This is a genomic window from Caulobacter sp. X (assembly GCF_002742635.1).
GTDB lineage: Bacteria > Pseudomonadota > Alphaproteobacteria > Caulobacterales > Caulobacteraceae > Caulobacter.
Map to the genome: position 1 here is coordinate 691,614 of NZ_PEGF01000001.1, position 17,187 is coordinate 708,800.

The 17,187-nt window shown below is 66.0% G+C and carries 17 protein-coding genes; 4 read left to right on the forward strand and 13 right to left on the reverse strand.

The genetic code is table 11. The features are described from left to right. Nucleotides 1–31: 31 nt before the first annotated feature. Nucleotides 32–340, reverse strand: a complete 309-nt coding sequence (locus CSW60_RS03040; RefSeq protein ID WP_099535854.1) for a DUF4387 domain-containing protein — start codon at nt 338–340, stop codon at nt 32–34. Continuing rightward, nucleotides 324–593, reverse strand: a complete 270-nt coding sequence (locus tag CSW60_RS03045) for a hypothetical protein (RefSeq protein ID WP_201722955.1) — start codon at nt 591–593, stop codon at nt 324–326. Before CSW60_RS03045 ends, CSW60_RS03040 begins: the two co-directional genes overlap by 17 nt. 358 nt (nt 594–951) lie before the next feature. Here CSW60_RS03045 and CSW60_RS03050 point away from each other — a divergent pair, with 358 nt between their 5' ends. Further along, nucleotides 952–1,821 carry a bile acid:sodium symporter family protein gene (locus tag CSW60_RS03050; RefSeq protein ID WP_161495620.1) on the forward strand — a complete coding sequence of 290 codons (870 nt, stop codon included), beginning with the start codon at nt 952–954 and terminating at the stop codon, nt 1,819–1,821. 51 nt (nt 1,822–1,872) lie between these two features. On the opposite strand, the gene CSW60_RS03055 is transcribed toward CSW60_RS03050, so the two are convergent. The 3 genes from CSW60_RS03055 to CSW60_RS03065 all read right to left on the reverse strand — a co-directional run bounded on the left by CSW60_RS03055 (nt 1,873) and on the right by CSW60_RS03065 (nt 6,345). Beyond that, nucleotides 1,873–3,609, reverse strand: a complete 1,737-nt coding sequence (locus CSW60_RS03055) for an amidohydrolase (protein ID WP_201722956.1) — start codon at nt 3,607–3,609, stop codon at nt 1,873–1,875. Between the two features lie 181 nt (nt 3,610–3,790). Further along, nucleotides 3,791–4,573 (reverse strand): hypothetical protein, encoded by a 783-nt coding sequence (locus CSW60_RS03060; RefSeq protein ID WP_099535857.1) that lies wholly within the window; start codon nt 4,571–4,573, stop codon nt 3,791–3,793. Further along, nucleotides 4,570–6,345: an amidohydrolase gene (locus CSW60_RS03065; protein ID WP_201722957.1), complete on the reverse strand. Its 1,776-nt coding sequence runs from the start codon at nt 6,343–6,345 to the stop codon at nt 4,570–4,572. The genes CSW60_RS03060 and CSW60_RS03065 overlap by 4 nt, the downstream gene beginning before the upstream one ends. Before the next feature lie 296 nt (nt 6,346–6,641). Here CSW60_RS03065 and CSW60_RS03070 point away from each other — a divergent pair, with 296 nt between their 5' ends. Both CSW60_RS03070 and CSW60_RS03075 read left to right on the forward strand, forming a co-directional pair. Next, a complete protein-coding gene (locus CSW60_RS03070; protein WP_099535859.1) occupies nt 6,642–7,673 on the forward strand; it encodes an AraC family transcriptional regulator in 1,032 nt (343 codons plus the stop codon). A gap of 47 nt (nt 7,674–7,720) precedes the next feature. Beyond that, on the forward strand, nt 7,721–8,500 hold the full coding sequence (locus tag CSW60_RS03075; RefSeq protein WP_099535860.1) for a DUF4239 domain-containing protein: 780 nt from the start codon (nt 7,721–7,723) through the stop codon (nt 8,498–8,500). 121 nt (nt 8,501–8,621) lie between these two features. Here the strand turns inward: CSW60_RS03075 and guaA are convergent, their stop codons facing one another. From guaA to CSW60_RS03115, 8 genes are all read right to left on the reverse strand, one after another. Next, the gene (guaA, locus tag CSW60_RS03080; RefSeq protein ID WP_099535861.1) at nt 8,622–10,184 is read right to left on the reverse strand and encodes a glutamine-hydrolyzing GMP synthase; all 1,563 of its coding nucleotides are present in this window, start codon (nt 10,182–10,184) and stop codon (nt 8,622–8,624) included. Between the two features lie 30 nt (nt 10,185–10,214). Next, complete coding sequence (locus CSW60_RS03085) at nt 10,215–11,495, reverse strand: RsmB/NOP family class I SAM-dependent RNA methyltransferase (RefSeq protein WP_099535862.1); 1,281 nt, start codon at nt 11,493–11,495, stop codon at nt 10,215–10,217. Continuing rightward, the gene (locus CSW60_RS03090) at nt 11,495–11,884 is read right to left on the reverse strand and encodes an MAPEG family protein (RefSeq protein WP_369801004.1); all 390 of its coding nucleotides are present in this window, start codon (nt 11,882–11,884) and stop codon (nt 11,495–11,497) included. Before CSW60_RS03090 ends, CSW60_RS03085 begins: the two co-directional genes overlap by 1 nt. A 9-nt stretch (nt 11,885–11,893) precedes the next feature. After that, complete coding sequence (gene guaB / locus CSW60_RS03095; RefSeq protein ID WP_099535864.1) at nt 11,894–13,357, reverse strand: IMP dehydrogenase; 1,464 nt, start codon at nt 13,355–13,357, stop codon at nt 11,894–11,896. 138 nt (nt 13,358–13,495) lie between these two features. Beyond that, a complete protein-coding gene (locus CSW60_RS03100) occupies nt 13,496–13,702 on the reverse strand; it encodes a hypothetical protein (protein WP_099535865.1) in 207 nt (68 codons plus the stop codon). A 136-nt stretch (nt 13,703–13,838) separates the two neighbouring features. Further along, nucleotides 13,839–14,885: a TrkA family potassium uptake protein gene (locus CSW60_RS03105; RefSeq protein ID WP_099535866.1), complete on the reverse strand. Its 1,047-nt coding sequence runs from the start codon at nt 14,883–14,885 to the stop codon at nt 13,839–13,841. After that, the gene (locus tag CSW60_RS03110; RefSeq protein WP_201722958.1) at nt 14,882–15,589 is read right to left on the reverse strand and encodes an RlmE family RNA methyltransferase; all 708 of its coding nucleotides are present in this window, start codon (nt 15,587–15,589) and stop codon (nt 14,882–14,884) included. Before CSW60_RS03110 ends, CSW60_RS03105 begins: the two co-directional genes overlap by 4 nt. After that, a complete protein-coding gene (locus CSW60_RS03115) occupies nt 15,586–16,692 on the reverse strand; it encodes a Ppx/GppA phosphatase family protein (RefSeq protein WP_099535868.1) in 1,107 nt (368 codons plus the stop codon). The genes CSW60_RS03110 and CSW60_RS03115 overlap by 4 nt, the downstream gene beginning before the upstream one ends. 163 nt (nt 16,693–16,855) lie before the next feature. Between CSW60_RS03115 and hspQ the strand changes: the two genes are divergently transcribed. After that, nucleotides 16,856–17,185: a heat shock protein HspQ gene (hspQ, locus tag CSW60_RS03120; protein WP_099535869.1), complete on the forward strand. Its 330-nt coding sequence runs from the start codon at nt 16,856–16,858 to the stop codon at nt 17,183–17,185. Nucleotides 17,186–17,187: the final 2 nt, after the last annotated feature.

Consider the following 17,187-nt stretch of genomic DNA (forward strand, 5'->3'; position numbering starts at 1 on the left):
CCAAGCCTAGAGACGGCCCCCAACTACTGGCTTAGCTCAGCTCAGTGTCCAGGAGCCTGACGTACTGCTGACCGCTGTGCATGTCGCGCTCCACGGCTCCGCCCTGCGGGGCCTTGCGAGGATAGGAGATCTTCACGACGCTCAGGTAGTCGACCGCGAACCGCTTCACGAGCGCGGGATCGGCGCCGAAGGCCTTCGCCACGACGTCAGCCGAAAGGCCGAAGGCGTCCCTGTAGCGCGCGTAGTTCTCCGGGCCGTCAAAGAACAGATCCACCGTCACCCAGAACGGGCCGGCGTTCTTCGAACGCACCTGGCGGCACACCTCATGCAGCTTGACCATCGCGGACCTCCTTGTCCTGGACGCCGGCGCCGACCCAGCGGATGCGCACCAGCTCGAAGGGATCAGCCGTATCGACGACGTGATTGAGCTTGAACTCGAACACCTGGCCGCGCTCGATCTCGGCCGGCGAGAACGGGAAGGCGTAGCTTGGCAGCTCGATGTCCCGGCGCACCGGGAAGTGAAAAAAGTAGGGGTTGCAGACTTTGGCGATCTGGGTCGCCAGAGCTTGGGTCTCGGCGGTGGCCACGAACATCAGCCCCACCTCCAGCGGCGCCGGCGTCCCTGGTGGCCGCGTCTGGCCAGAGACGGCCTTCCCACGCGCGAGCTACTGTGGACCGCTGCCGGCGCGTTCCGAACCGGCATGACCTAAGGGATCGGATTGACGCTCAGCGCCAAGAGCGGAACTTGGCCTAGTTCCAAGAACTAGACGCTACCGAGCAAAAGACGCCGCTGAACCGAGGCGTCAACGCGCCGTCGCGAACGACGGCCACGCGCCTGGGCCATTAACGTCATGGCGCGGTTGTGATCAAATCGAAGGGTGTCCGGGCAGCGTACTGGGGGTCGTATCCAGGTTCGCCATGACGCATCGGATTCTTCCGGAGCCGGCCGCCATGGAACTGTTGAAACAGATTAGTCCATTCGTGCTGACGCTCAGCCTCGCGGGCGTGGTTGTCAGCGTCGGGCTCAGCTCCACGCGCGGTGACTTTCTCTATGCCGTTCGTAGGCCAGGACTGCTGTTGAGAGCCGTCGTGGCGGTGGACGTCATCCCGCCGCTCGCGGCGGTGCTTCTGATGCGCCTTTTGCCGCTGGACTCCGCCGTTAAGGCGGGCGTCGTCCTGATGGCCATCTCTCCCGTCCCGCCGCTATCGCCTGGCCAGGAACTCAAGGTGGGCGCCCGCCGAGAATATGCCTATGGCCTCTACGTCGCCCTCGCTCTTCTGACCATCGTCACGGTCCCGATGGTCCTGGCGATCGCCACTCGTGCGTTCGGTCGACAGGACACGGTCTCCGTCGCGACCCTGGCCAAGTCCCTGCTGGTGGGCGTGTTCATTCCGCTCGCCACCGGCGTGGCGGTTCGCGCGGTCGCGCCGGGGATCGCCGCGCGGATCGCGCCTTGGCTCTACCGCCTCAGCACGCCTCTGGTCTCCCTGGCGTTCTTGCCGATGATCGTGTCCTTGTGGCCGACGATCATAAGCCTGGTGGGCGACGGCGCTCTGCTGGCGATGGCTCTTGTCGTGCTCATCGCGCTGGTTGGAGGCCATTTTCTAGGTGGGCCGGATCGCGTCGACCGCGGCACGCTCGCTATCGCCAGCGCGGTCCGTCACCCGGGGATAGCCATGATGCTGGCGGGCGCGAACTTCACCGATGCGCGGGTCAGAGCCGCCGTGCTTCTCTTCATGCTGGTCGGATTGGTCGTCGGTCTTCCCTACAAGCAGTGGCTCAAGCGAACGGGCGCTACCTCCGTGGCAAACCATCTGTAAGGCGCCGCGATGACCAAGAGGCGCGCGGACGTCCACGTCCGGCGCCCAAACTCATGGCGCGGAAGCTTCCCGGCGGTAGATCGACGCGCCATCCTTGATCGTCTCGTCAACCTTGATCTGGTTCAAGGAGGCCGCGGGGACGGTCAGGGGGTTGGCCGAAAGGATCACCAGGTCCGCGCGCTTGCCGACCTCGATCGAGCCTTTGGAGGCCTCCTCGAAGTGCTGGTAGGCGGGCCAGAGCGTCATCGCGTGCAGGGCCTGCAACGGGGTCAGACGCTGTTCGGGGCCAAGGACATAGCCGCTGCGCGTCGTGCGATTCACCGCCGTGCTGATCAGGGTCATCGAATTGGGAAAGACCACGGGCGCATCGGAGTGGATCGATGGTGTCAGCCCCGCCTTGAGCACCCATGCCGTCGGAGAGATGTTCTCGGCGCGCTCGGGCCCGGCCACCGATTGGCGATGCCAATCGCCCCAATAGAACGTGTGCATTGGAAACAGCGCCGGAAATATGCCTTCCGCCTTCAAGGCGGGGATCTGGTCCGCGCGCAGGAACTGGCCATGGATCATCACCGTGCGGCTGTCGGGATAGCCGTAGCGTGACTGGGCCTGGCCAACCACGCGGATCAACTGGTCGATGGCCGCATCGCCGTTGGTGTGGGCCAGAAGCTGCCAGTGGTTCTTATAGGCCAGGTCCGCCAAGGGCTGCAGCTTGTCATCGGCGAAGGCGGGCAAGCCGGCATAGTCGGCCTTCTCCCCTTCCGGGGGCTGGAAATAGGGCTTGGTGAACCAAGCCGTCTTGCCCTGGGGCGAGCCATCCAGCGTCAGCTTCACCCCGCCGATGCGGAGATGTCCCGTATAGTTGCGCGACATCAGGGGACCATGCAGCACAGGGGCGTCGCCCATGGCGACGAGATCGGGATAGGCGACAATGTCGACCTTAAACGCGCCGGCGGCGTTGAGCGCCGGCAGGGCCGCCATGTCGGCCACCGAGGTCTTGCCGTCCTGGACGGTGGTGAAGCCGTTCTCGATGTAGATCTTCTGCGACGCCTCCAGATTCTGGCGGTATTCGGCGGGCGTGAAGGCCGGCATCATTTTCGGCATGATGGAAAAGAAGGCGGTTTCCTTGAGCACCCCATTGGGGGTTTTGCCGTCGGCTTCTCGCTCGATCGCTCCGCCCGCGGGGGACGGGCTGTCGGGGGTTATGCCCACCAGGGCCAGGGCCCGGCTATTGAGCATCGCCAGATGGCCCGACTGATGGATGACAAAGATCGGCAGCTCGGCGGAGACCGCGTCGAGGTCTTGCCGGGTCGGGAACCGACGTTCCCGCAGCTGGGAGTCGTCAAGGTTCATCCCGATCACGACGCCATGGGCCTTGACCACCGGAGACGTGGCGATGAAACCGCGCAGCGCCTCCTGCATGTCGGGTATGGTTTTCACGGGACCATCGGGCGGCGCCAGCAGATTGGCGGAGACGGCCAGAAGCGACACCTGGGTGAAATGGCTGTGGGCGTCCACGAAGCCGGGGATCAGCGTCCGGCCCTTCAGGTCGTAGAGCTTGGTGGCTGCGCCCTTCTCGGCCGCGAGCACCGCGGCCCGCGCGCCGACCGCCACGATCTTCCCGTCCTTGATCGCGACGGCCTCGGCCATGGGCGCGGCGTCGTTGATGGTGATGATCGGGCCGCCAAAATAGATCGCATCAGCGTTGCTGGCCCAGGCTGCCGAGGCCAGTGAGAATGAGGCGACCGCGAGAACGGTCGCGGCGCGGCTGACTGTTGTGAAAGAGTTCAAGACGACGCCTCCTATCAAACCTTCGCCAGCGATAACCCTGGCTGGTGACTCGGCGCCGACATGGGACGCCGCAAGCAGGATCGGGCCGCCTCCCCCCTCCCCCCGAAAGAGCCGGTGAGGCCGCGCCCCTGACATCTCATGACAGACTGTGCTCGCGCCCCAGGCGCGCGCTCCGACGAGACTAGAAATTCAGGAGCTGAAACCCAGCCTTTATGCCCCAATCGACCGGACGCTGATCGCCGAAGGTCGTGCTCGGTCGAATGAAGACCTGGCCGCTTCCTCCCAATACCGGACCCAGCTTCAAGCCCAGCGTCACGGCCAGGGCGGCATAGAACTGATCTTGTTCCCAATCGTAATTCACGGCGGGATCATAGGTCATGTAAAGTCGTGGATTGGACAGCTTGGGCACATAGTAGAAATCAATTGTGGTGGTGTTGACATCGGCCCTGCTAGAACGACCCGCGACACTGACGCTTTGGACCAGCGCCGGCGCGAAAATGGCGCCGTCCTTTAGGAACCTTGCGTAGATGAGCGTTGGCTTGACGACGTATTTGCCACTTCCGAGTTCAGGACGTCCGGCCGTGTCGAAGAAGACTTCCGTCGTGAAGACGTAGCCCTCTCGAGGGGTGACCCCGAAGACCCTGGTGTACTTCACCGAGACGTCGCCCAGCGCGTAGCCATGGTCGCCGTTCACATCCAAGGACGCCAGTGGCGCCTTGACCTGGATGGACGTGTGCCCGAACGGCTGGGCGAAACTGGCGGTGAACACCTTGGACTTGGCGCGGCTGTGCGCCAGGTCGAGGTACTCGAAATCCCCCTGCAGCGTCCGGACCGGACGCGTGGGGTCGGTGCCGTCGTTGGGCTTGTCCTCTGTTTGGGCCGCGCTCGGCGAACATAGGCCGATCGCGACCAGCGCGGATGTCGCCAAGGCAGCGAGCAGGCGGCGGAAAGCCTTGAGCGTCATGGTTTCGCCGACGCTCCCGCGCCCATCGCGGGTTTGGCCTGGAAAGGCCTGCCTTCGAAGACCGTGCCCCAGACCTTGATGTCGCGCAGACCGCCCACGCCGGCTTCATAGGGGTCCTTGTCGAGCACGGCGAAGTCGGCCAGCTTGCCGGCCTCGATGCTGCCCAGCTCGGTTTCCATGCCGATCATGTAGGCGGCGTCGATCGTGACGGCGCGTATGGCTTGGTCCAGCGTCAGTCGCTCGGCCGGCGCGAACACCTTGCCGGACATGGTCTGCCGCGAGGCGGCGGTCCAGGCCAGGAAAAAGGGCTCGGCCGGCGCCATCGGGAAGTCCGAGTGCAACGCCACCGGGACACCGCGGTTGGCGAGCCCGCCCAGCGGCGCTATGCGCGCGGCGCGATCAGAGCCAAGGCCTTTTTCCGCGTACCGGTCGCCGAGGTCATAGAGGTAGAAGGGATTGGCCGACACCTGCGCGCCCAGCCTGGCGATGCGGCGCGACGTGCCGTCATCGGCATAGCCATAGTGCTCGATGGTGAAGCGCGCGTCGGCGCGCGGCTTCTCGTCCTGCAGCTTCTGCAGAGTGTCCAGCACAAGCCGGGCGCCGCCGTCGCCGTTGGTGTGGACATGGATCTGGTAACCGGCGTTCCAGTATCGGCGGGCGAAGTCCTCGAAGGGGCCAGGCTGTGTGATCCATTCGCCCTTGTGGCCGTCGATATAGCCCGGCGCGTTGAGCTGCATGGCCTGTGAGAACATGGCCCCGTCGGCGAACAGCTTGACGCCATTGTTGAAGATCAAATGGCGGGTGTTCTGCGCCTTCAGGCCTTCGACCAGCCGCATCGCCGCATCGGGACTCTTCAGGGTCAGGCTGAGCTTGTAGACGTCTGGCGTGAGGCGCACCCGCACCGGCGAGTCCGGCGTGTCGAAGTTGCGCTTCAGCGACGCCATCTCGAGCTCGTAGTTCGTCCCCCCGGTGTTCATGTCCGCCACGGTGGTGACGCCATTATAGTTCAGATAATCGCGCGTCTTGAGGTAGCCGGGATCGGCGGACGCTGGGTCTAGCAAGGTGCTGGCGAGGTAAGGCAAGACGACCGCGAACAGGCCGTCTTCCCAGAAGTGGCTCGTCTTCCAGTCGACCTGAGGATGTTCCTTGCTGTCGTCCAGGCCTCTAGACTTCAACAGGGTCATCATCGCCGTGTTGACGTAGGCCTCATGCAACGAGCGCTGCAGCACGAGGATAGGCACATCCTTCGAGACACTATCCAGCACGTCGCGCGACAGCTCTCCGTGGGTGTCGGCGCTGAAACCCCAGGTCATGAACACCGGCGATGAGGTGTCCCGAGCGGCGAACGCGGCCTTGAGCGCGGCCCGATAGGCCGCCTGACCATTCGTGGCCAGCGTCTTGCGGCCCATGATGTTCCAGGGCTCCGGGGTGATCCAGGTCGTCTGGAAGGCGATGGCTCCAAGCATCGGGTGCATGTGCGGGTCTATCAGTCCCGGCATCAGCACCTTGTCCTTGAATGTCGCGTCGATCCGATGCGGGTAAAGGGCCAGCCACGGTTTCAGGTCTTCCAGCGAGCCGACGCTTACGATCTCGCGCCCCCGGATCGCCACGGCGGTCGCCGTCGGCTGGCTGGGGTTCATTGTCACGATCTTCTTAGCGACAAACACCGTGATCGCGTCGGGCTGCTGTCGCGCGGCGGCCGGAGCTGCCAGAGCCATGGCCAGCAGAGCGACGAGAGCCGCGCTCTTCATCGGCTTCACGGACAACCTCATGCATCGCTCCCTTTGACGCCCGCCCTGGAGCGACCGTGCGGACGAGGCCTGCTGACCCAGATCGCTCATGTCGACACCGCCCTACGGCCCTCCGGCGCATACCGCTGCTACGCCGAGGCCCTCACCCGGGACAGGACACAAAGAGACAGGGGAACCGTCTTTTGGTGACAACCTGAGAAAGAAAATTTCTCTCAAAGCCGGGTGGGTTGCGATCGCTCAATTCACAAGAACGGATAAGCTGATATGCATACTCGTCGCGTGGTCGTCTCCGCTAACAAGCAACGCGGGCTCATGTCATGCTGGACCGGACTGCCAAAGCAATCATGTCGCCGTCCGCGCCAATGCGGCATCTTCGCGATGCGTTCCGGCGCCCGCGAAGACTTCTAGAGGGCGCGTCGCTCGCCACAGACAGTTGGCCGTTGCCACCGCTTATCTCGGTCGAGGACGCGGTCCAGCTGGTCGAGGACATACTCGAGCAGCACGATCCTCGTGACGTCATGGACGCGTATGCGAGGGCTTTTCCCCTCGGCCTTACGCCGGGGATCGCGATCGGCGCGACCTACGCGCCGACCATCGGCCACGCCATAGATCACATCGCGCGGTACGCCAGCCGCGAGACCGGGCTTGATAGGATACAGCTTCATCGCGGCGACGGCCTGACCTTCTTGGTTCTCAGTCAGCACGGCGACCTCCGGCGGCTCGGGATGCTCGAGGCGGAGGTCGGTCTGGGGTGGATCGCCGAGAGGCTCCGCCAAATGCGCCCGAGCTCATCCCAAGCCGTGTCCTTTGATTTTCGGCACGCGCCGATAGGCGACCCCGCGAGATACGACAATCGCTTTGGCTGTCACGTGAACTTCCGCCAAGAGATCAACGCATTGAGCTTTCCGACTTCTTGGGAGCGGATCAATAATCCGGTCGGCGAGCTCGACCTCTTCCAGCTCGCGAAAAGCCGCTGTGAGCGAGATATCGCCGTCGCCCAGAGAATGGACAGCTACGGTTTGATGCGAATGCGAGTCGCTGAGTTCATCGCCGCGACTGGGCGGCCGCCCAAGCTCAAGGAGTTGGCGCTGCAGCAGGGCTGCTCGCAACGCACCGTCATGCGCCGCCTCAGCGTCGCGGGGACGAACTTCCAGGATCTCGTGGACTCCATCCAGATGAGGCGGGCCTCCGAAATGCTCGAGTCCTTAGGCGCTTCGGTCGAGGCGGCGGCGGAACGGCTGGGATACTCGGACGCGTCGAGTTTCCGTCGCAGCTTCCACAGATGGTTTGGCGTCAATCCAGGCGAGTGGCGGCGCGGGGGGCGGTCGCCAGACCGACCGGCGTCTTAACGGCAAGCGACGTGAGGGAGTCACGCGCTGAATTGTGAGGGGGCGAGATGGCGCTGATCTGGCTGCAAGCGGTAGGGCTCGCGGTGGCCCTGCCCATGGCTGTCGAGGGCGGCTATCGCCTGCATCACTGGACCACACGCTCCTCGGGAACCATCAAAGACGACGGCTGGGCGCCCCTCGTCGCGGGCGCGGTCACCCTGCTCGGCCTCTTGCTGGCCTTCACGGTGTCGATGGCGACCGATCGCTTCGAAGCCCGGCGACATCTGGTGATCAACGAGGCGAACGCGATCTCGACGACCTACCTGCGCGCCCGCGCATTCGAGGGCGAGACCGGCGCCGCCGTGCGGGCCGCGATACTCGACTATGCCAACGCACGACGCCTGGCTTATCTGGCGGGCGAAGATCCGTCGAAGATCGAAAGCGTCGAGCGCGCCAATGATCGCCAGCGCGATCGGATCTGGGCGGCGACCCTGGCGGCGCTCCGCGAGCCTGATAACGCCCAGATGACGACCTCCGTGCTTCAGGCCACCAACGAGATGTTCGATATCGCCGCGACGCGTCAGGCCTCGGTCGAGACAAGGGTGCCGCCCTCGATCCTCCTCAGTCTCGTGGCTTACGCGATCGTCACCGCGATCCTCTCCGGCTACGGCTTGGCGAACCACGGCGTGAGACACGCCATCGCCTCGACCCTGTTATTTCTCATGGTCGCCGCCCTGATCACGCTCGTGCTGGACCTGGACCATCCGCGGTCGGGCGTCATTCGTGTCTCGCAATCGCCCCTAGAGCGCGTCGCCATCTCGATCGCCGCCGCCGAAGGCGCGAGGTAGAAACCTTGGCGAAAGGCGCCCAACCCAAGCTCGTCATGAGCTAGGCTGTCGGGATCGCGCGCCTTTGGAAGCTGGCCTGCCAAGGTCCGGGAAGAGTCAGGCTTCCCGTATTATATTACCCTCACTCCCACTCGATCGTGCCCGGCGGCTTGGACGTCACGTCGTAGACCACGCGGTTGACGCCGCGAACCTCGTTGATGATCCGCGTCGCGGTCTTGCCGAGCACCGGCCAGGGGAACTCGAAGAAGTCGGCGGTCATGCCGTCGGTCGAGGTCACCGCGCGCAGAGCCAACACGTTCTCGTAGGTGCGGGCGTCGCCCATCACGCCGACGGTCTTGACCGGGAGCAGCACGGCGAAGGCCTGCCAGATCTTGTCGTAGAGGCCGGCGTTGCGGATCTCCTCCAGATAGATGGCGTCGGCGTCCTGCAGGACCTTGACCTTTTCGGGCGTGATCTCGCCGGGGATGCGGATGGCCAGGCCCGGCCCCGGGAACGGGTGACGGCCGACGAAGGCCGGCGCCAGGCCCAGCTCGACGCCCAGAGCGCGGACTTCGTCCTTGAACAGTTCGCGCAGCGGCTCGACCAGCTTGAGCTTCATGTAGTCCGGCAGGCCGCCGACATTGTGGTGGCTCTTGATCACCGCCGAGGGACCGCCGCGCGCCGAGACGCTCTCGACGACGTCGGGATAGAGCGTGCCCTGCGCCAAGAACTCGGCGCCGTCGATCTTGGCGGCTTCCTTGTCGAAGACGTCGATGAAGAGCTTGCCGATCGTCTTGCGCTTGGTCTCCGGATCGCTGACGCCGGCCAGCTCGCCCAGGAACAGATCGCCGGCGTCCACGTGGACCAACGGGATGTTGTAGTGGTCGCGGAACAGGGTGACGACCTGGTCGGCCTCGTTCTTGCGCAGCAGGCCGGTGTCGACGAACACGCAGGTCAGCTGGTCGCCGATCGCCTCGTGGATCAGGACGGCGGCCACGGAGCTGTCGACGCCGCCCGACAGGCCGCAGATCACCTTGCCGGTCCCGACCTGATCGCGGATCTTCTGGACCATCTCCTGACGGAAGGCCGCCATGGTCCAGTCGCCCTTCAGGCCGGCTATGTTGAACAGGAAGTTCCGGTACATCTTGGCCCCGTTGACGGTGTGGTACACCTCGGGGTGGAACTGCAGGGCGTAGATCTTCTTCTTGTCGTTGGCGATGGCCGCGAACGGCGCGCCGGTCGAGGTGGCGATGACCTCGAAGCCGTCGGGGATCGCAGTGACGCGGTCGCCATGGCTCATCCAGACGGTTTCCAGCTCGCCGACGCCGGCCAAGCCTTGGAACAGCGGGCTGACCTTGCCGACCGTCAGCTCGGCGCGGCCGAACTCGCCGGCGTGGCCGCCCTCGACCTTGCCGCCCAGCACGTCGCACAGCAGTTGCTGGCCATAGCAGATCGCCAGCATCGGCAAGCCAAGGTCGAACAGTTTGCGGCCGATGCGCGGACTGTCGGACTCCAGCACGCTGGCCGGACCGCCCGACAGGATGATGGCGCTGGGCTTGTACTCGTCGACGATGGCTTCGGCCTTGTCGAACGGATGGATCTCGCAATAGACGCCGGCCTCGCGCACGCGCCGGGCGATCAGCTGGGTCACCTGGCTGCCGAAGTCGACGATCAGGACGCGCTGGTGGTTCGGTTCGGGGGTCATCGGCGGGTCTCCAGCGGTCTAGCGTTCAGGTCAGGGCGTGTAGGTGGATCGCTCCAGCACGGCGGCGAAGAAGCCGTCCGTCCCGGCGCGGTAAGGGGACAGGCGCAGATAGCCTTCAGGGGTCACGTGCTGCTCGACGCCCGGCAGGGCGATCGGCTTCACGGTAAATTCGGGGTGGCGCTCGAGGAAACCGGCGACGCGGTCCTCGTTCTCGTCGGTCAGCAGCGAGCAGGTGACATAGACCATCCGGCCGCCGGCCTTCACGAAGGTCGCGGCGTCCTCAAGCACGCTGTCCTGCTCGATCTGGCGCTTGGCCAGCTGGTCGGGCGACAAACGCCACTTCGCGTCAGGGTGGCGGCGCCAGGTGCCGGCGCCGGTGCAGGGCGCGTCGACAAACACGACGTCGATCTTGCCTTCCAGGCCCTTCAGCGGCGTGGCCTCGATCGGCGAGCGGATCTGCAGGTTGCGGACCCCTGCCCTCTGGCCGCGGCGGATCGTGTCGGCCAGGCGGCGGGCGTCGGCGTCGTGCGCGAAGATCTGGCCGCTGTTGCCCATGGCGGCGGCCAGCGCAAGGGTCTTGCCGCCCCCGCCCGCGCAGAAGTCCAGCACCTGCTTGCCCTTGACCTCGCCCGCCACGGCGGCGGCGATCTGCGAGCCCAGATCCTGAACCTCGAACCAGCCCTTGGAGAAGGCCGGCACGGCCTCGACCGACGGCGTGCGGTCGGCGGCGGCGGGCGCCGGGATTCGGAAGGCGTTGGGCAGGATTCCCGCCGGCGCGGCGTGGATCGGCGCCAGGGCCTTGGCGGCGCGCTCGGCGTCGGTCTTCAGCGTGTTGACCCGCAGGTCGACCGGCGCGCGCTCGGACAGCGCCCGCATCTCGACGGTCTGATCGGCGCCCAGGGTGCGGATCAGCCGCTCTTCCAGCCAATCAGGATAGTCACCGACCACCGGGGCCGGAGCGCCGTCTAGCGAAACAGGATTGGAAAGGCGCTCGCGCTCGGCCTCGGTCAGCGGGCCAAAGCCATGCTCCTCGGCCGCCGCCTCGGCGATCCGCTCGGGCGTCCAGGCCCAGGTGAAGGCCAGAACGCCCAGCACGACGCCGCGCGGGCTGGCGTCGCCCATCATCCAACCCAGCGAGCGCTTGCGACGCAGCGCGTCCAGCACCAGGCCCGAGACGAAGGCGCGGTCCTTGGAACCGGCGTAACGCGCGGCTTCACCCCAACGCTTCAGCGCCATCTTCACCGGAAAATGCCGCGCCTCGATCTCGGTGAGAACCTCGATCGCCGCTGAAACCCGTCCTCCGTCCCGCATCAGACGACCAGGGCCAGAAGGGTGAGGATGATCCCGGTGAAGGAGACACACCAAGCGATGCTGCGCACCCAGGGCACGCCCAGCGCATAGAGCGGCAGGAAGGCGATGCGGCCGCCGACATAGAGGCCGGAACCGACTAAGGTCAGCGTTCCGAACCGGCCGCCCAGATAGGCGACCAGCACGGCGACCGCGAACAGCGGGAAGCTTTCACGGAAATTGGCGAACGCCCGCTCCAGCCGCGCGGCGACGCCGTCGACCTCAAGGCGTTCGTCGCGCGGACCGGCGCTCCACTTCAGGCCCCGCTGGCCGGCGCCCGCGAGGGCCGCGGCCAGCAGGTGGACGAGGCCGATCAGGACCGCCACGCCCAGCATCTGAAGTTCGAACGCCATCCGCATCGGCTAGACCGCGCTCGGATAGTTCGGGGCCTCGCGCGTGATCATCACGTCGTGGACGTGGCTCTCACGCAGGCCAGCGCCCGTGATCCGGACGAACTTGGCGCGCTTCTGCAGCTCGGGAATGGTCGGCGCGCCGACATAGCCCATGGCCGCGCGCAGGCCGCCGACCAGCTGGTGCAGCACCGGCGAGATCGGCCCCTTGAACGGGGTCTGGCCCTCGATGCCTTCCGGCACAAGCTTGAAGCTGTCCGTCACTTCCTTCTGGAAGTAGCGGTCGGCCGAGCCGCGGGCCATGGCGCCCACCGAGCCCATGCCGCGATAGCTCTTGTACGAGCGCCCCTGGTACAGGAACACCTCGCCCGGCGCCTCTTCGGTGCCGGCGAACATCGAGCCCATCATGGCGGTCGAGGCCCCGGCCGCGATGGCCTTGGCCAGGTCGCCCGAGTACTTGATGCCGCCGTCGGCGATGATCGGCACGCCAGCTTCCTTGCCCGCGCGCACGGCCTCCATGATCGCGGTCAGCTGCGGCACGCCCACGCCCGCGACGATGCGGGTGGTGCAAATCGAGCCCGGGCCAATGCCCACCTTCACCGCGTCGGCGCCGGCGTCGATCAGGGCGCGGGCGGCGTCGTAGGTGGCGATGTTGCCGGCCACGATCTGGACGCGGTTGGCCTCGCGCTTCAAGCGCGAGACGGCCTGGGCGACCTGGCTGGAATGGCCGTGGGCGGTGTCGATGACGACGACGTCGACGCCGGCGTCCACCAGGCCCATCGAGCGCTCGAAGCCGGCGTCGCCGACGGTCGAGGCCGCGCCGACCAGCAGGCGGCCCTTGTCGTCCTTGGCGGCCAGCGGGTGAGCCTGGGCCTTCTCAATGTCTTTCACCGTGATCAGGCCGACGGCGCGATAGGCGTCGTCGACGACGATCAGGCGTTCGATCTTGTGCTTGCGAAGCAGCTCGCGCGCCTCGCGGTGATCGATGCCTTCGGCAACCGTGATCAGGTTCTCGCGGGTCATCAGCGCCGAGGCCGGGACCTTGTCGTCGCCCTCGAAGCGCATGTCGCGGTTGGTCAGGATGCCGACCAGCTTGCCCGAGCCGCGCTCGACCACCGGGAAGCCCGAGATCTTGCGGCGGGCCTTGATCTCGCGGATCTCGGCCAGGGTCGTATCGGGGTGGATGGTCAGCGGGTTGATGACCATGCCGCTTTCGTAGCGCTTCACCTCGCGAACCTGGTCGGCCTGCTCCTCGTTGGTGAGGTTGCGGTGCAGGATGCCCAGGCCGCCGGCTTGCGCCATGGCGATGGCGAGGCGACTTTCGGTCACCGTGTCCATGGCGGCGGACACAAGCGGAATGTTCAGACTGATTTCACGCGTGAACCGGGTCTCGGTCGTCACCTGGGTAGGCATGACGTCGGACGGGCCGGGTTCGAGCAAAACGTCGTCGAAGGTGAGCCCTTCGCGAATCTCCATCGGAGTCTCCATTTTGCGGCGCGGATATAGCCGCGAGGCCGACCGTTGTCGACCCGGAGTCGGCGTGAAATGGAGATGAATTTTTCTGGCCGAGCGAAAGGCGGCGGCGACCAACACGGCCGGCGCCGCCCTCTCCGCCTAGACCGGCTTGGCGCCCGGCGTCCCGCACTTGGCGAACTTGCCCTTGGCGTCCTTGCACTTGGTGGGCTTGGCCGGCGCGGCGGCAGGCGGCGGGCACTTGATGAACTTGCCCTTGGCGTCGCGACAAGGCGCGGCGGCGTTGGCGGCGCTGACGCTCGACAGGGCGACGGCGAGCGCGAAGGCGAGGCTGAGGCTCTTGGACATGACAGGTCTCTCGTAAGCGCGGACGAACTCCGCTAGAGCCCCGCGCGAACGGCGCGGAACGAGAGATCAAAAACATAAGTTTCCAATAAAATTCAGCGACTTGAAGATGATAACATCCGCACTGACAACCCCTGCGTCAGTCCGCGAGGCCATCCAGGCTCAAGCTGCCGGACTTGGAAACCACCGCGAGGGCGTCGCCGGTCCTGATGAGCTCGTTGGGAGACGGGCTCTCGATCACGGTCCCATCGGCCCGCTCAATCCGCACGACCAGCACGGCGCCGCTGCGCCGCTCAAGTTCCCGTACGGTAGCCTTCCGGGCGCCAAGGTTCGGGGGCGCGGTGATGACCCGCAGGTCGAGGCCCAGCTTGGCCAACCCTTCATCGGTGCCGTCGCCCTTTGGCTCGGAGCCGCGCAGGAAATGGGCCAGACGCGGGTAGAGGATCATTTCGGCGATGCGCTCGGCCCCGATGTGGGCCGGCATGACCACGCGGTCGGCGCCGGCCTGCATCAGCTTGCGCTCGGTCGTCGGGCGCTCGCCGCGGGCGATGATCTCGATCTTGGGATTAAGGCTGCGGGCTGACAGCGTGATGAAGACGTTGGCGGCGTCGTCCGGCAGAACGGTCGCCAGCACCTTGGCGCGTTCGACATGCAGGGTTCGCAGGACGTCCTCGTCGGTGGCGTCGGCGTGGCGGCACAGATAGCCAAGCTCCCTCGCTTCCTGGCAGCGCCCCTCGTCCCGTTCGACGATGACGAAGGTCTCGCCTACGGAGGCCAGCTCGCCGGCCAGCATGAGCCCGATGCGGCCAAAGCCGCAGATGATGATGTGGCCGTCCAGCCGGTCGATGTCGCGTTCCACGCGCTTTCCAAAAAACTGTTCGAGTTGAGACTGGGTCAGCGCCTGCACCAGCGAACCGGTGACGATGATGACGCCCGTGCACCCGAACACCATCGTGGCCATGGTGACAGCGTGCAAGTAGTCGGTATCGATCGGCCGGACTTCGCCATAGCCGACCGTGAAGATGGTCAGGGTGACCATGTAGAGCGCGTCGCCGAACGACCAGCCGGCTTGCATGTAGCCAACCATGGCGCAGGCGGCGACTAGCAGGACGAAGCCGACCGCGATCCCCAAGTTCCTGAACGGCTTGGCGACCAGTCCTCCGATGACGCCCCCCCGGTCGCTCACCGCCCCTTGAACCCCGTCGCGACGAGGAAGACCTCCGAACTGTCCTGTCGGCTGGCCTTCGGCTTGAAGTGCTGCACCTTGGTGAAGTGCCGCTTGAGCTTGCCGATGATCTCGGCGGTCTCGCCCCCCTGGAAAGCCTTGGCGACGAAGGCGCCGCCGGGCTTGAGCACGTCCACGGCGAATTCGGCGGCGATCTCGATCAGGCCGACGATCCGCAGGTGGTCGGTTTCACGATGGCCTACGGTGTTGGGCGCCATGTCCGACATCACGAGGTCCGGCTCGCCGCCCAGCAACTCCATCAGCTTCTCGGGCGCGCCGTCGGCCGTGAAGTCCATCTCCAGGATATGGGCCGGCGCCACGGGATCGACGGGCAGGAGGTCAATGCCCGCCAGGTTCGTCACGCCCCGTTCGACGGCGATCTGCAGCCAGCCGCCCGGCGCGCAGCCCAGATCGATGACCTTCGCGCCCTTGCGGAAGAAATGGAACTTGTCGTCGATCTCGCTGATCTTGAACGCCGCCCGGCTGCGATAGCCCAGGGCCCGAGCCTTGGCCGAGAAGGGGTCGTTGATCTGGCGCTCCAGCCAGGCCTGTTGGCTGGGCGTGCGGCCATAAGCCGTCTTCAGGCGCGCCGGCTTGCCGCGCCCGCCTTCGGAGCCGCCCGAGGGCGGCTTGACCATGCGGCGGCGGGGAGGATCTTCGCTCATGCGGACACCGGTTTCTTGGACGCCCCACCGCGACGGCGCCGCCGCGGGCGCTTCTGCTGGTCGGACATCAGGGACATCAGAAGCCCCTCTCTAAGCCCTCGGTCAGCGACACGCACGCGCGAACATGGCCATAGCTCCTGCACGGCCTGGAGGATCGCCGCGCCAGCCAGCACCAGATCGGCCCGATCGGCGCCGATGCAAGGTTCCTGGGCGCGCTCGGCGGACGTCAGCGACAACAAGCGTTCGGCCGCCGCATCGCAATCATCGCGCCGCATCCACAGCCCGTCGACCACGTTGCGATCGTAGCGCGGCAGACCCAGGTACAGACCCGCCAAGCTGGTGATCGCGCCGGAGGTTCCGACCAGATGCGCCCGCCCCTCCGCGAAAATCCGCCGCATCGGCTCGGCGTGCGGGAAGCCCTCGATCCGCGCCTTCACATCGTCGACCATGGCCCGGAACCAGGCCTCCGTGGCGATCTCGCCTTCGGGGAAACGCTCAGCCAAGGTCACGACACCGACAGGGATCGACAGCCACGCCTTGATCGGCAGCTTCCAGGCGGCGAACTGGCGAGGACGGGCGTCCAGTCCCCCGCCCTTCAGGTCAACCCAAGACAGCTCGGTGGAGCCGCCGCCGACATCGACGACCAGAGCCGCATCCTGCTCGCGGTCGAACAGGCTCATGCAGCCCGCGACCGAAAGCTGGGCTTCCTCGCGAGGGCTGATGATCTGGAGCCTGAGACCGGTCTCTTCATGGACGCGACGCACGAAGTCGGGACCATTGGTCGCACCCCGGCAAGCCTGGGTGGCCACGGCCTTCACCCGCACGGCCTTTCGCCGGCGGATCTTCTCGGCGCAGACCTTCAGGGCCGCTAGAGAGCGATCCATGGCCGCCTCGGACAGCCGACCGCTCTGCGACAGCCCCTCGCCCAGCCTGACAATACGGGAATAGGCCTCGACGACGCGGAAACCGCGCGGCGAAGGCGTCGCCACCAGAAGGCGGCAGTTGTTGGTCCCGAGATCGAGCGCCGCATAACACGGCGACTCCTCCGGCGACCGCCGGCGCCGACCTGATGGGGCGCCGGGCGCGCGCGGCGCCTCCGACATGGTTCAAGCCACCTGTCTCGCAGACGTCGCGAACGGTTGCGACGCCTCACTTCGAGTCGACCATAGCACGCGACTCGCGCTCCGGAAGCCGCCGGCTTGTCTTCCGGGTTCGGAAGTCTCTACGTTCAGCTTTCAGTCAGCTAGAGATGCTATTCTCCAAACCATGAATTCGAGACTCGCCAAGTTCGCGATCGGCCAAGTCGTCCGTCACCGCATCTTTCCGTTCCGGGGTGTGGTGTTCGACGTCGACCCGGTGTTCGCCAATACGGAGGAGTGGTGGCAGTCGATCCCCGAAGAGATCCGGCCCACCAAGGACCAACCGTTCTACCACCTGCTGGCCGAGAACGAGGACAACAGCTACGTCGCCTATGTCTCCGAGCAGAACCTGCTGCCCGACGACAGCGGCGAGCCGGTCGGCCATCCGCAGACCGCGGTGATCTTCGAGTCGTTCGACCACGGCCAGTACAAGCTTCGGCCTCGAATCTCGCACTAGGC

Excerpts from the sequence above, each read along its gene's own strand:
- guaB (WP_099535864.1), bottom strand. The coding sequence starts at position 13,357 with ATGGAGATTCGCGAAGGGCTCACCTTCGACGACGTTTTGCTCGAACCC.
- CSW60_RS03040 (WP_099535854.1), bottom strand. The coding sequence starts at position 340 with ATGGTCAAGCTGCATGAGGTGTGCCGCCAGGTGCGTTCGAAGAACGCC.
- CSW60_RS03065 (WP_201722957.1), bottom strand. The coding sequence starts at position 6,345 with ATGAGGTTGTCCGTGAAGCCGATGAAGAGCGCGGCTCTCGTCGCTCTG.
- hspQ (WP_099535869.1), top strand. The coding sequence starts at position 16,856 with ATGAATTCGAGACTCGCCAAGTTCGCGATCGGCCAAGTCGTCCGTCAC.
- CSW60_RS03115 (WP_099535868.1), bottom strand. The coding sequence starts at position 16,692 with ATGTCGGAGGCGCCGCGCGCGCCCGGCGCCCCATCAGGTCGGCGCCGG.
- CSW60_RS03060 (WP_099535857.1), bottom strand. The coding sequence starts at position 4,573 with ATGACGCTCAAGGCTTTCCGCCGCCTGCTCGCTGCCTTGGCGACATCC.
- CSW60_RS03100 (WP_099535865.1), bottom strand. The coding sequence starts at position 13,702 with ATGTCCAAGAGCCTCAGCCTCGCCTTCGCGCTCGCCGTCGCCCTGTCG.
- CSW60_RS03070 (WP_099535859.1), top strand. The coding sequence starts at position 6,642 with ATGCTGGACCGGACTGCCAAAGCAATCATGTCGCCGTCCGCGCCAATG.
- CSW60_RS03075 (WP_099535860.1), top strand. The coding sequence starts at position 7,721 with ATGGCGCTGATCTGGCTGCAAGCGGTAGGGCTCGCGGTGGCCCTGCCC.
- CSW60_RS03110 (WP_201722958.1), bottom strand. The coding sequence starts at position 15,589 with ATGAGCGAAGATCCTCCCCGCCGCCGCATGGTCAAGCCGCCCTCGGGC.
- CSW60_RS03050 (WP_161495620.1), top strand. The coding sequence starts at position 952 with ATGGAACTGTTGAAACAGATTAGTCCATTCGTGCTGACGCTCAGCCTC.
- CSW60_RS03085 (WP_099535862.1), bottom strand. The coding sequence starts at position 11,495 with ATGCGGGACGGAGGACGGGTTTCAGCGGCGATCGAGGTTCTCACCGAG.
- guaA (WP_099535861.1), bottom strand. The coding sequence starts at position 10,184 with ATGACCCCCGAACCGAACCACCAGCGCGTCCTGATCGTCGACTTCGGC.
- CSW60_RS03090 (WP_369801004.1), bottom strand. The coding sequence starts at position 11,884 with ATGGCGTTCGAACTTCAGATGCTGGGCGTGGCGGTCCTGATCGGCCTC.
- CSW60_RS03045 (WP_201722955.1), bottom strand. The coding sequence starts at position 593 with ATGTTCGTGGCCACCGCCGAGACCCAAGCTCTGGCGACCCAGATCGCC.